This is a genomic window from Streptomyces siamensis (assembly GCF_039543605.1).
Taxonomy (GTDB): domain Bacteria; phylum Actinomycetota; class Actinomycetes; order Streptomycetales; family Streptomycetaceae; genus Streptomyces; species Streptomyces siamensis.
In genome coordinates this window covers 1-9,568 of record NZ_BAABKB010000069.1, presented here as the reverse complement: position 1 = coordinate 9,568, position 9,568 = coordinate 1, and the positions used below count along the sequence as shown (strand labels likewise).

Genomic DNA, 9,568 nt, shown 5'->3' with positions numbered 1-9,568 from the left:
TCGGTCAGACTCGCCGCGAACCGTCCGGTCGCCTCGCCCTTCGTCAGATACACCTGCCACGGCTGGGTGTTGCACCAGGACGCGGTCCGCTGCGCGATCCCGAACATCTCCGCGATCACGTCGTCGGAAACCTCGTCCGGCAAAAACGCACGGCAGCTCCAGCGATCACCGAGCAGCCTCTTGAACCCGACGGGTGCAGCCGCCACCGCGGACCCACCCGTCGGGCGGTCGGCCACGGAACGTACCTGGACTTCGAGGGCTTCTGACGTGCTCACGAGACTCCCTTTGCGTGCCGCCATGCGGCGACCTGTCGGTGTCGACGAGAAGAGCGAACGCAGGAATATTATATATTGATGCACGCTCGCAACAGAGGGTCAGCTCTCCGCGCGGCCCAGCAACTCTCTCAGCTGGGCTTTGTGTACTTTTCCGATCGCTGTCCGGGGCAGCTCCGACAGGAGTCGGTACTCCTTGGGCGTCTTCAGCAGGCCGAGCTTCTCCCGGCAGTGCTCGTCGAGATCGGCGACCTCCAGCGAGGCACCCTGCCGCGCCACCACGAAGGCCACGGGGACCTCTCCCCATTGCGGGTCGGGCCGGCCCACGATGGCGGCCTCCGCCACCGCCTGGTGCGTCACGAGGACCCGTTCCACCTCGGCCGCGCCGATGTTCTCCCCACCCGAAATGATCACGTCTTTGAAGCGTCCGGTGATGAAGAGGTAACCCTCGTCGTCGAGGTAGCCCTCGTCACCGGTCAGGAAGAACCCTTCGTGCCTGCTCGCGGCCGTCGCCTCGGGGTCCCGCCAATACCCCTGGCTCAGCTTCGGCCCACCGATGGCCACCTGACCGCGCTCGCCCGGCGCGACGGGCCGCCCCTCCGGATCGAGGACCCGTACGGTCGACTCCGCGACCGCGAGCCCCACACTTGTCGGGCGCATTCCCGCCTGCGACTGCGGAAGCACGGTGTCCCCCGTGCTCGTCTCGGTCAGTCCGTAGACATTGGCGTACCACGTGTTCGGGAAGACCGTCGCGATCCGCTCCATCAGTTCCCTCGGAGTCGGCTCGCCGCCGCCGATCATCAGCCGGGGACCCTCACCGAGGACGACGCCCCCGGCCTGTCGAGCCGCCTCGAGTACTCTGCGGATCATCACCGGTGCGAGCCAGACGTGGGTCACGCCGTCGTTGCGCAGGTGGTCCAGCACCCGGTCGGCGTCGAACCTGCGCAGCAGACGGACGGAACCGCCGACGTACGCCGCGTTCGTCAGCGTGACGTCCAGCGCTGCGATATGGAAGAGCGGCCCCGCGACCAGACCATGGTCGCGAAAGCTCAGACCGAACTCACGTGCCTGCGCGGCACACTTGACGAGGATGTTGCGGTTCGTCAGGGCGACGCCCTTCGGCCGACTGGTCGTGCCGGACGTGTACATGATCCGGCAGACGTCGTCGAGCCCCACCTCCACCGGTGCCGCGGGCGCGAGATCGCCGAGCCCGGACTCGGCCGCGGGCCGGAGCTCGGCGACCGCCGGCGATCCGGGGTGGCCGGCCACGGCCCGGCCCGCGAGCCCCTCGAACTCGGGGTCCACCACGAGTAGGTGGCTTTCGCTGTGCCCGATCAGGTAGGCGATCTCGTCGGCGGACAGCCGATGGTTCAGCGGGACCCCCACCGCGCCCAGATGATGGCAGGCCAGAAGGGTCTCGACGAGCGCGACGCTGTTCCGGGCCAGCAGCGCCACCCGGGAACCCGGCTCGACTCCACGGTGGACAAGCCATGTGGCACGCCGGGCGAGCCGGCGGGACATCTCCGCATAGGTCGCCTCCTCCGTGTCGTCGCGCACGAAGAGGGCGTCCGGTCTGCGCGCCGCGTGGTAGGCAACCATCTCGGACCAGGTGCGCATTGCTCGTCCTTCCGGCAGAGGAAACGGGTCAAGTCGCAGGGAATATAGGGTTCTTCGGGCCGCCATCGGGAGACTCCGGAAGTCTTGAACTCCGGAAATATTTAATATACGGTCCGCCGGACTCAAGAGCTCTTCCCTGTTCGACGACGCACGCGGATGAGGCCCCATGAATCACACGGAGAACACCCCACCCGCAGACGGCAGTCTGCGTGATCGCACGGGCGACGAACAACGCTCCCTCGCCGCGACAAGACGGAACGTCGCCTTCACCAGCATGATCGGGACTCTGGTCGAGTTCTACGACTTCGCCATCTACGGGGTGGCGGCGGCGCTGGTCTTCCCATCCGTCTTCTTCCCCGCTCTGAGTGCGACAGCGGGCGTCCTGGCGTCGTTCGCGACGTTCGGTGTCGCGTTCGTGGCACGACCCATCGGCGGCGCCCTCTTCGGCCACTTCGGAGACCGCCTCGGCCGCAAGAGGACACTGGTCACGACCCTGCTGATGATGGGGATCGCCACCGCGGGAGTCGGCTTGCTGCCGACGCCCGCGCTGATCGGTGCCGCCGCACCCCTCATTCTCGTCGCCCTGCGGATCGTGCAAGGGCTGGCGGCGGGCGGCGAGTGGGCCGGAGCCAACCTCTTCGTGACGGAGTACGCCCCGAAGGACAAGCGCGGATTCTGGGCTACATTCCCCCAGCTCGGCGCGACGCTGTCCTTCCCGCTCGCCAACGCGACATTCCTCGCCACGGGCCTTGGCATGGACAACGAAACCTTCACGAATTACGGCTGGCGCATCCCCTTCATCACGAGCGCCGTGCTGGTCGCGGTCGGCCTCTACGTCCGGCTCAAGATCGACGAGACTCCGGTCTTCCAGCAGGAACTGGCTCGCAACGGTGCGGCGCGCATGCCGTTCCTCGACGCCTTCCGGCACCAGGCGCGAGAGATCGTTCTCGCGGCCGGCGTCGGCCTCACGCCGTTCGCCTTCTTCTACGTCTCAGGCACCTACCTGACCAACTACGCGCACGGCGAGCTCGGCTTGTCCCGAACGTTCGTGCTCACAGCGGGAACGGTGAGCGGATTGATGCTGGCACTGGGAGGTCTGGTGGGCGCCGCCGTGTCCGATCGGTTCGGCCGCCGGGCGGTCATCGGAGGGGCGAGCGTCACCTCGGCCGTCTGGGCACTCGCCCTCTTCCCGGTCCTCTCCCACGCTTCCGGTCTCACGTTCACGCTCGCGCTGTGCGTCACGATGCTCCTCAGCGGCATCCAGTTCGCGCCGATGGGAGCCTTCCTGCCGGAACAGTTCCACACCCGGTACCGCTACAGCGCGTCAGCGGTCTCGTACAACCTGGGAACCGTCATCGGAGGTTCCGTCTCACCACTGATCGCGCCCTCGATGACGAAGTCCTTCGGGGCGCCTGCGTTCGGGGTCTACTTGGCCGCGCTGTGCCTCCTGGCGGCGATCTGCACCTTCCGGCTCCGCGAGACGCGAATGGTCGATCTCGATCGGCTCGATCTCGACCAGGCCGAGGCCGCACCGCAGGGGCACTGAGGACAGGGAACGTGGGTGGCGAGCAGTCTCACGCCCCGCTCGTTGCCGCCCGGAGTTCTCATTTATATAAAATACTGGACGTTGCAATGACGGCCGACGAGTAGACACACGGAGGCAGCGTGGCTGCGCAGGACCACCTCCATCACGAGCACATCGCGTTCCGCGGCGCACGAGGTGCGCGGGTGGTCGCCGACCGGTGGAGCCCTACGACCCCCGAACACGGGGTCGTCCTGCTCATGCACGGCGGCGGGCAGACCCGGCACTCATGGGCACGGACCGTACGGAAACTCGCCACGGACGGCTGGGTGGCCATCACCGTGGACGCACGCGGGCACGGCGACAGCGAATGGTCCGCCGATGGCGAGTACACCCTGGACGGCTTCGTCGCCGATCTGTACTGCGTCGTGGACACGCTCGACCGGCCACCCGTGGTGATAGGTGCGTCCCTGGGCGGACGAACCGCTCTCGTCGCGGAGGGCGAACGCCCTGGCACGACGGCCGGTCTGGTTCTGGTCGACATCGCACCCCGAGTCGACGCGGCCGGCCAGGCGAGGGTTCGCGCGTTCATGGCAAGCGCCCCGAACGGGTTCTCGTCTCTGGCGGAGGTCGCCGAGGCGGTCAACGCCTACAGCCCCCGTCGCCGCACCTCACGCAACTTGGAAGGGCTCAAGAAGAACGTGCGGCAGCGCGCCGACGGGCGCTGGTACTGGCATTGGGACCCGCGGTTCCTCGAGTCCAGCACGGACGAACGGAACTTCGCCGTCGACAGGCTGCGCCGAGCGGCGAGCAACGTGACTGTGCCGACCATGCTGGTACGCGGCGACCACTCGGACATGGTCACCGCCGAGGCCGCGAACGAACTGCTCGAACTCGTACCCTCGGCGCGCCTGGTCGAGGTCGCGGCGGGCCATATGATCACGGGCGACGACAACGACGTGTTCACCTCCCACCTCCGCGGCTTTCTCACCGAGCGGGTCCAGCACGCCGACGGCGTCTGAGTAGCGGGCGGGGGCATCTGGCACAGAGTCCCCCGCCCGTCCGGCCTGAAGAGCGCGATCCCGCGCCCGCGTCTCTGGCCGCCCCGCCCTGCTACCCCGTGGAGTTCACCCCGTACGGACCGCCGGCGACAACGGCTACGCGGAGAGGAACGAACGCGAGTATCCCGGTCGCGTCTTGAGGGGGGAGGCGGACAGGTTCTAGTCGAGGTTGATGTAGACGGCCTTCGGGTACAGGTAGCCCTCCACATGCTCTCGGGCCCCCTTCCATCCATAGCCGCTCATCTTGGTGCCGCCGAAGCCGACGGCCGGGTCGAGGACGCCGTAGCAGTTGACCCAGATCGTGCCGGCCTTGATGCCCTGCGAGACCTTGTGCGCGGTGGACAGGTTGCGTGTCCACACACCGCCGGCCAGGCCGAACGGAGTGTCGTTCGCGATCTGCAGGGCGTCGTCGATGTCGTCGAAGGGGATCACCGAGGCGACCGGCCCGAAGATCTCCTCGCGGGCGATCGTCATGTCGTTCGTCGCGCCGGCGAAGACGGTCGGCTCGACGAAGAAGCCGGCGGCCAGCTCGCCACCGAGGCGCGTGCCACCGCTCGCCAGCCGCGCGCCTTCGCCGCCACCCAGGTTGATGTAGTGCATGACGCGCTCCAGCTGCCGCTCCGAAATCAGCGGTCCCAGCTGGGTGTTGGGATCGAGCCCGTCTCCGACACGGATGGTCTTCGTGAACTCCTTCATCCGCTCGACGAACTCGTCATGGATCGAACGCTGAACCAGGATGCGCGTACCGGCGACGCAGACCTGGCCGCTGTTGGTGTACACGCCCATGGCGGCGCCGGGCACGGCCTTGTCCAGATCCGCATCGGCGAAGACGATGTCGGGCGACTTGCCTCCCAACTCCAGTTGCAGACGCTTGAAGTTGCCGACCGAGGCACGGATGATCGACTGCGCCGTGCCGGTCGATCCGGTGAAGGCGATCCGGTCGACGTCCTTGTGCTCCGCCAAGGCCTGGCCCGCATCGGCGCCGTAGCCCGTCACGACGTTGATCACGCCATCGGGCACACCTGCCTCCACCATCAGTTCGGCCACCCGCAGCACCGACAGGGAGGCGTCTTCGGCAGGCTTGAGAACCGCGGTGCATCCCGTGGCGAGCGCCGGGCCGAAGATCCACCAGAGGCCGATCAAAGGGCCGTTCCACGGAATGATCCCGCCGACCACGCCGACGGGGGCGAGGTGCTTCAGCGTCAGGAACTGGCCGGGAAGCGAGTTCGGCGCCGTCGACGTGGTCGCGGCGTCGCACTGCGTGGCGAAGAACTGCAGAACCTGCGAGGTCCACTCCTTGAGTCCCTGTGTCCGCGACAGTGGCGCCCCCATGTCCAGCGTCTCGATCAGGGCCAGTTCATCGAAGTGGTCGATGATGACGTCGTGGACCTTCAGTATCAGCTTGCGCCGCTGATGCGGCGTCCAGCGACTCCACTCCCCCTCGAAGGCCCGGCGGGCCGCCGCGACGGCAAGATCGACATCCGTGGCATCCCCCTGGGCGATGCTGCAGAGCGATCGCCCTGTCGCCGGGTTGACGGTCTCGATCTGCCGCCCGGATCGGGCTTCGACCCACTTGCCGTCGATCAAATGCTTCTTCGAGCCCGAGATGAAATCCGGGACTGCGGGCGCGGCACCTTCTCGTGCATCCATTCCATGCTCCTCTTCCGCCTCGGCCACGGGCGGAGGCGGTCTGGGCGGGCGGTCGGGCAATAGACGAAAGAGGTTGATATATTTTATATGGTTCAGCACTCTAAATACCACCGAGTGCTCGGTCAAGGCGGACAGGCAACAGCGGCCGGGCTCCTATGTGCCCGGCCGCCGTGACGTCGTGCCGATAGCGGTGCGTCAGTCCTGGTCAGCGGGCTTGACGGTGAGGTGCTCCTTGAAGAACGGGGTGGCCTCCTCGATGGCGCGGTCGACGTACTTCGGGACGTCGTAGAAGTCCATGTGGGTGCCGCCCTCGACGACCACGAGCTTCTTCGGGCTGGTCACGCTGCCGTGCAGCCTGGTGGTGTGCCACAGGGATCCGGCGTCGCCGCCGGCCACCATGAGAATCGGCTGCGTGAGCAGGTCCTCGACGAGGTGGAAGGCGTCGAACGCGACCATCTTCGAGATGCTCCTGGCGAAGAGCATCTTGTTCTGCGCGTTGGGGTGCTGGGCGCGCGGGGTGAGGTAGTAGTCGCCCGCCTCGACCAGGTCACGCGGGGTGTTCTCGTCGGGCTCGGGCGGGACGTACGGAGCGTAGGCGACCTCTGCGCCCCTGGCTTCGGCGGTCCGCTGCCGGGCGGCCGCGTCGAGCGTGGGTACGGCCGCCGAGTCGAGTTCGCTGCCGTACCAGCCCTGTCGGGCGCTGGCGCCGATGTTGACGGCGCTGACCGTGGTGACCGCTTTGATCCGGTGGTCGGTCATCGTGGCGTTGACGGCATAGCCGCCGCCGGCACAGATACCCAGGGCGCCGATCAGGTCCGCGTCGACGTAGTCCAGCGTCTGCACGTAGTCGACGGCCGCGCGCACGTCCTCGACCCGGGTGGCCGGGTCCTCCAGGAAGTGCGGTTCGCCGCCGCTGTCGCCCTGGTGGGAGGCGTCGAAGGCGAGCGTGACATAGCCCTGTTCGGCCATCTTGCTCGCGTACAGGCCCGCGGCCTGCTCCTTCACGCCGCCACCCGGGTGGACGACGACGATCGCTGCGTAGCTGCCCTGGGGGTCGAAGCCGGCGGGGAGGTAGAGGTTGCCCGCCATGGCGACCGGGCCGTTGGGGAAGGTCACGGCTTCCATCGTGTGCTCCTGATGTGTGGAGGGGTCAGGGGATGCGCAGGTGTGCGAGGTCGTCCCGGACGCGGGCGGGTTCGGCGTCGACGGGCAGGTCGGCTGTGTCCTCGACCGCGTCGAGGGCGCCGGGCGCATCCGGAACGGTCTCGCCGAACAGCGTGGTGAAGTCGGTGGTCGCGGGTCCGGGACCGGAGAAGACCTCGAAGGTTCTGCCGATCGCGTCGTCGTGGAGCAAGGCCTCGACGAGCAGGAGACCGAGGGCTTCACGGCTCATGTCGCCCTCGACGGTGTCGCCCTGCTCGATGCGCAGGTGCGCCCCCTTCTTGCCCGCGTCGAGCCATCCGGGGCGCACGATCGTGTACGGAGCTCCACTGAGGCGCACGAGGCGTTCGGAGCGGCGTTTCCAGTCCAGGGCGTGGCCGCTGTCGTTGAAGAAGTGGTCGCGGTGGGTGATGTAGAACGTCGTCATGAGGACGGTCCGGGGGCGGCGGTCGCCGAGCGCGCGCAGGACGCCCACGACGCCGCCGTAGTCGACGCGCTCGAAGGAGTCGGAACGGGAGTCGTCGTCGGAGCCGTGGACGAAGATCACCGCGTCGATGTCGCGGACGGCTTCCGTGAGGGTTTCCGGTGAGGTGAGGTCGCCGGTCACGATCTCGGTGACCGGGGGCGGTGCTTCGCGTGCGTGCGGTTCGGAGCGGGCGAGTGCGACGGGCGTCGGGCCGTGCGCAGCCGCCCGTGCGACGACGTGCCGCCCGGTGCGGCCGGTGGCACCGACGACGAGCACGCGGTTGATGGTGGTCATGACACTCTCGGCTTTCGCCGCTGAATTCACTGGATATCCCCTCTCGACCACGACAGGGGTATTCATGTGTCGACGGCAACAACATCACGACTGACGGAATTCCGTCCCGGATTCGATATCCGGTGGCCGGATGCCCGGGGGAACCTCACACAGTGGGGCCTATGTGAAGAGGTTCTCGTTGAACCTGCCTACTCTCCGGGATGCACTCCGGGTCATATCCAGCACTCTGGCACGCACTACACGCATCCACCAGGGGAGACCCCCATCCCGGGAGGGACTCGTCCAGGGACAAAAATCTCCCTCCCACCCGAGTTGCATAAAGACGGGGTACAGCGCGATCCACGCGGGCCGCTGCCACACTGGAACCATGAATACCGGCACCGACGACCGGAAAGAACTGGGCACCTTCCTGAAGGCGCGCCGGGCCGAGCTCGATCCCTTCCAGGTGGGCCTGCCTGACACCGTGACCCCGCGCAAGGTGGCGGGCCTGCGCCGCGAGGAGGTCGCGAAGCTGGCGTCCATCAGCACCGACTACTACACGCGGGTCGAGCAGGGGCGCATGCAGGCGTCCGTTCCCGTCCTGCAGGCGCTCGCCCGGGCCCTGCGCCTCAACGACGACCAGCGCGCCTACCTCTTCGACCTCGCCGGCCGCCCGCCGGACGAACCGCCTGCCCCGTCGCGCAGAGCCGTCGCACCACACACCCGCAGGCTGCTTGCACAGCTGACGGAATCTCCCGCCCTCGTGCTGTCCGACACGATGGACGTCCTTGCCTGGAACCGGCTGGCCGCAACCCTGCTCATCGACTTCGGGCAGGTCCCGGCCGAGGACCGCAACTACGTCTGGCTGCTCTTCAACGACCCCGCGCTGCGCGCCCTGTACGACGACTGGCACGCCGGCGCCCGCGCCTGCGTGGCCTACCTGCGCATGCACACCGCACGCCACCCGGACGACCCTCGCCTGCGCGACCTCCTTGCGCGAATGGACCCGCACGCCGACTTCCAGCGCTGGTGGCAGGCGCGCGAGGTCGCTGTGCAGGGCACGGGGAACAAGGTGTTCCACCACCCGGTGGCCGGCACCCTCGTCCTGGACTGGGACACTCTGACCAGTTCCACGGCCCCCGACCAGCACATCGTGGTCTGGACCGCGCAGCCTGGCAGTCCCTCGGAACAGGGACTTCGCCGCCTGGCGGCCAACGCGGCCGCGCAGGGTTCGGATGAATGCCCCTGCCCTCCGGCACGTCTTTCGTAAAGGGCTCCGCCGGGTCGTCGGGAGTCGTGATCAGCGGTCAGCGGTCAGCGGTCAGCGGTCAGCGGTCAGCGGTCAGCGGTCAGCGGTGAACGGTCAGTGGTCGACGACGATGACCGTGTCCTCGACGTCCGCCCGAGTGGTGCGGAACCGGTTGACCGGATGCTCGGTGTCGGCGTAGCCGAAGGAGACCGCGCACACGATCAGCCGGTCCTGCGGAATCCGGAAGAACTCACGCACGTGGTCCGAGTGCATCGCGATCGCCGCCTGCGGAATCGT

General features: G+C 67.8%; 9 protein-coding genes. 3 read left to right on the top strand and 6 right to left on the bottom strand.

Features of this window, described 5'->3' with window-relative positions; translation table 11 throughout:
* Both ABEB03_RS43880 and ABEB03_RS43875 read right to left on the bottom strand, forming a co-directional pair.
* Positions 1 to 275 (bottom strand): nitroreductase family protein (locus ABEB03_RS43880; RefSeq protein WP_345658711.1); only part of this gene is annotated, 275 nt, incomplete at its 3' end.
* Positions 276 to 374: 99 nt separating this feature from the next.
* The gene (locus ABEB03_RS43875) at positions 375 to 1,889 is read right to left on the bottom strand and encodes a class I adenylate-forming enzyme family protein (protein ID WP_345658710.1); all 1,515 of its coding nucleotides are present in this window, start codon (positions 1,887 to 1,889) and stop codon (positions 375 to 377) included.
* A gap of 166 nt (positions 1,890 to 2,055) precedes the next feature.
* Between ABEB03_RS43875 and ABEB03_RS43870 the strand changes: the two genes are divergently transcribed.
* Together ABEB03_RS43870 and ABEB03_RS43865 are read left to right on the top strand one after the other, a co-directional pair.
* Positions 2,056 to 3,435 (top strand): MFS transporter, encoded by a 1,380-nt coding sequence (locus tag ABEB03_RS43870; protein WP_345658709.1) that lies wholly within the window; start codon positions 2,056 to 2,058, stop codon positions 3,433 to 3,435.
* 119 nt (positions 3,436 to 3,554) lie between these two features.
* Positions 3,555 to 4,433 carry an alpha/beta fold hydrolase gene (locus tag ABEB03_RS43865; protein WP_345658708.1) on the top strand — a complete coding sequence of 293 codons (879 nt, stop codon included), beginning with the start codon at positions 3,555 to 3,557 and terminating at the stop codon, positions 4,431 to 4,433.
* A 198-nt stretch (positions 4,434 to 4,631) separates the two neighbouring features.
* Here ABEB03_RS43865 and ABEB03_RS43860 read toward each other — a convergent pair whose 3' ends face one another.
* The 3 genes from ABEB03_RS43860 to ABEB03_RS43850 form a co-directional block, all read right to left on the bottom strand.
* Positions 4,632 to 6,122, bottom strand: coding sequence for an aldehyde dehydrogenase family protein (locus tag ABEB03_RS43860; RefSeq protein ID WP_345658707.1), 1,491 nt, complete (start codon positions 6,120 to 6,122; stop codon positions 4,632 to 4,634).
* A gap of 195 nt (positions 6,123 to 6,317) precedes the next feature.
* Entirely contained in the window at positions 6,318 to 7,247 is a 930-nt protein-coding gene (locus ABEB03_RS43855; RefSeq protein ID WP_345658706.1) for an alpha/beta hydrolase, read from the bottom strand.
* Between the two features lie 25 nt (positions 7,248 to 7,272).
* Positions 7,273 to 8,043, bottom strand: a complete 771-nt coding sequence (locus ABEB03_RS43850) for an SDR family oxidoreductase (protein ID WP_345658705.1) — start codon at positions 8,041 to 8,043, stop codon at positions 7,273 to 7,275.
* 367 nt (positions 8,044 to 8,410) lie between these two features.
* Between ABEB03_RS43850 and ABEB03_RS43845 the strand changes: the two genes are divergently transcribed.
* Positions 8,411 to 9,292 carry a helix-turn-helix domain-containing protein gene (locus tag ABEB03_RS43845; RefSeq protein ID WP_345658704.1) on the top strand — a complete coding sequence of 294 codons (882 nt, stop codon included), beginning with the start codon at positions 8,411 to 8,413 and terminating at the stop codon, positions 9,290 to 9,292.
* Between the two features lie 93 nt (positions 9,293 to 9,385).
* Here the strand turns inward: ABEB03_RS43845 and ABEB03_RS43840 are convergent.
* The coding region (locus ABEB03_RS43840) for a nitroreductase family protein (RefSeq protein WP_459115360.1) at positions 9,386 to 9,568 on the bottom strand (183 nt) is incomplete at its 5' end.